1 protein-coding gene is annotated in these 2,407 nt (G+C 67.8%); it reads right to left on the reverse strand.

Translation table 11 applies throughout. From position 1 onward, the window contains the following. A partial coding sequence (locus AB0J76_RS49420; protein ID WP_364394326.1) for a DNA-directed RNA polymerase subunit beta occupies positions 1 to 2,407 on the reverse strand: 2,407 nt, incomplete at both ends.

The raw sequence follows: 2,407 nt of genomic DNA on the forward strand, positions 1-2,407 counted from the left end.
GTCAGCAGCTCCTGCAGGGCGTAGGCGGCGCCGTAGGCCTCCAGCGCCCACACCTCCATCTCACCGAAGCGCTGGCCGCCGAACTGGGCCTTACCGCCCAGCGGCTGCTGCGTGATCATGGAGTACGGGCCGGTCGACCGGGCGTGGATCTTGTCGTCGACCAGGTGCAGCAGCTTGAGGATGTAGATGTAGCCGACCGAGATCGGGTACGGGAACGGCTCGCCGGAACGGCCGTCGAACAGCCGCGCCTTGCCGCTCTGCTGCACCATGCGGTCGCCGTCACGGTTGGCGATGGTGTTGCCGAGCAGGCCGACGATCTCCTCCTCGTGCGCGCCGTCGAAGACCGGGGTGGCCATGTTGGTACGCGGGGCGACCTTCTCGAAGCCCTTGTCCTTCAGCCGCTCGGCCCACGCCTCGGCGATGCCCGAGATGTCCCAGCCACGCGCGGCGATCCACCCCAGGTGGGTCTCCAGCACCTGACCGACGTTCATCCGGCCGGGCACGCCCAGCGGGTTGAGGATGATGTCGACCGGGGTGCCGTCCTCCAGGAACGGCATGTCCTCGACCGGCAGGATCTTGGAGATGACGCCCTTGTTGCCGTGGCGGCCGGCCAGCTTGTCGCCGTCGGTGATCTTACGCTTCTGGGCCACGTAGACGCGGACCAGCTCGTTGACGCCCGGCGGGAGCTCGTCGCCCTCGTCGCGGCTGAACACGCGCACGCCGATGACCTTGCCCTGCTCGCCGTGCGGCACCTTCAGCGAGGTGTCGCGGACCTCGCGGGCCTTCTCACCGAAGATGGCGCGCAGCAGCCGCTCCTCCGGGGTCAGCTCGGTCTCGCCCTTCGGGGTGACCTTGCCGACCAGGATGTCGCCGGGGACGACCTCGGCGCCGATCCGGATGATGCCGCGCTCGTCGAGGTCGGCCAGGACCTCTTCCGACACGTTGGGGATGTCCCGGGTGATCTCCTCCGGGCCCAGCTTGGTGTCGCGGGCGTCGACCTCGTGCTCCTCGATGTGGATCGAGGAGAGGACGTCGTCCTGGACCAGGCGCTGGGACAGGATGATGGCGTCTTCGTAGTTGTGGCCCTCCCACGGCATGAACGCCACGAGCAGGTTCTTGCCGAGCGCCATCTCACCGTTGTCGGTGCAGGGGCCGTCGGCGATGACCTGGTTGACCTCGACCCGGTCGCCCTCGGCGACGATGGGCTTCTGGTTGAAGGAGGTGCCCTGGTTGGAGCGCTTGAACTTGGCGACCCGGTACGTCGTACGCGTGCCGTCGTCGTTCATGACGGTGACGTAGTCGGCGGAGACCTCCTCGACCACGCCGGCCTTCTCGGCGCTGATGACGTCGCCGGCGTCGGTCGCGGCACGGTATTCCATGCCGGTGCCGACCAGCGGCGCCTCGCTCTTGAGCAGCGGCACCGACTGGCGCTGCATGTTGGAGCCCATGAGCGCGCGGTTGGCGTCGTCGTGCTCGAGGAACGGGATCATCGCGGTGGCGACCGACACCATCTGGCGCGGCGACACGTCGATGTAGTCGACTTCCTCGGCACGGGCGAGCTCGGTCTCGCCGCCCTTGGTACGGACCAGGACGCGGGACTCGGCGAACGACCCGTCGGGGTTGAGCGTCGTGTTGGCCTGCGCCTTGACGTAGCGGTCTTCCTCGTCGGCCGTCAGGTAGTCGATCTGGTCGGTCACCCGGCCGTCGACGACCTTGCGGTAGGGCGTCTCGACGAAGCCGAAGGCGTTGATGCGGCCGTAGGAGGCCAGCGAGCCGATCAGACCGATGTTCGGGCCTTCAGGGGTCTCGATCGGGCACATCCGGCCGTAGTGGGACGGGTGCACGTCACGGACCTCGAAGCCGGCCCGCTCACGGGACAGACCACCGGGGCCGAGCGCGGACAGACGCCGCTTGTGCGTCAGGCCGGCCAGCGGGTTGGTCTGGTCCATGAACTGCGACAGCTGCGAGGTGCCGAAGAACTCCTTGATGGAGGCCACGACGGGACGGATGTTGATCAGGGTCTGCGGCGTGATCGCCTCGACGTCCTGGGTGGTCATCCGCTCGCGGACGACGCGCTCCATGCGGGCCAGGCCCAGGCGGACCTGGTTCTGGATGAGCTCGCCGACGCTGCGCAGGCGGCGGTTGCCGAAGTGGTCGATGTCGTCGATCTCGACGATCACCTCACCGTTGGCGCCCGGCATCGACTCCTCGCCCGCGTGCAGGCGGACGATGTACTCGATGGTGGCGACGATGTCCTCTTCGGTCAGCGTGCCCTGCGTGATCTCGGAGTCGACCCCGAGCTTCTTGTTGATCTTGTAGCGGCCCACCTTGGCCAGGTCGTACCGCTTGGGGTTGAAGTACAGGTTCTCCAGCAGGGTCTGCGCCGACTCCTTGGTCGGCGGCTCAC

Origin of the sequence: Nonomuraea sp. NPDC049624 (assembly GCF_040675255.1) — a bacterium.
Classification (GTDB): Bacteria; Actinomycetota; Actinomycetes; order Streptosporangiales; family Streptosporangiaceae; genus Nonomuraea.